A 563-nucleotide genomic window follows, 5' to 3' on the forward strand; every position below is an offset into this window, starting at 1 on the left:
AGATTGCTCGCCCGCAGCGGATCGGATCGTGGCCCTGCACGATGATGATCTGCTCGTCCTTGCGCATCTGCTGCGTGATTTCGTGCGGCATGATCAGAGGGCGGCGTTGCAGGTTGAGGCTTTCCGACCGCCGCGACCCGCTGTTGGAGTTGCTCCACCCGACATTGCGGGATTTGCCCTGAACCTCGACGGTCATCTCGCCGCATTGCGCCGAAACGTTCCGTGCGGTCTCGAGCGCCTTGATCGCTGCATAGGATGCGAAGGCGCATCCATCGATCCATGACGTCGCGCCGTCTTTCCCGAAATGCCGTTCGAGCTGCCCGACAGACTGGTACATCAGCATCAGGGTGATGCCGTATTTGCGGCCGCGATCACGCGCCTCTTCGAGAACGCGCATATAGCCAAGCAGGTCGACCTCATCGAGCATGAACAGGGCCCGGCGCTGAAACGCGCCATCGGCCTGTGTCATCGCATTGATCAACGAGCCGATGATCACCCGGCCAATGCCAGGATAGGACCGCAGGATCGCCGCGGGGATATTGAGGAATACGTCCTTCTTGCCG

At 60.9% G+C, this 563-nt stretch carries 1 protein-coding gene; it reads right to left on the reverse strand.

Features of this window, described 5'->3' with window-relative positions; translation table 11 throughout:
- A partial coding sequence (locus CEV33_RS01330) for a type IV secretory system conjugative DNA transfer family protein (protein ID WP_167388084.1) occupies nt 1-563 on the reverse strand: 563 nt, incomplete at both ends.

This window comes from Brucella grignonensis (assembly GCF_002252505.1).
Taxonomy (GTDB): domain Bacteria; phylum Pseudomonadota; class Alphaproteobacteria; order Rhizobiales; family Rhizobiaceae; genus Brucella; species Brucella grignonensis.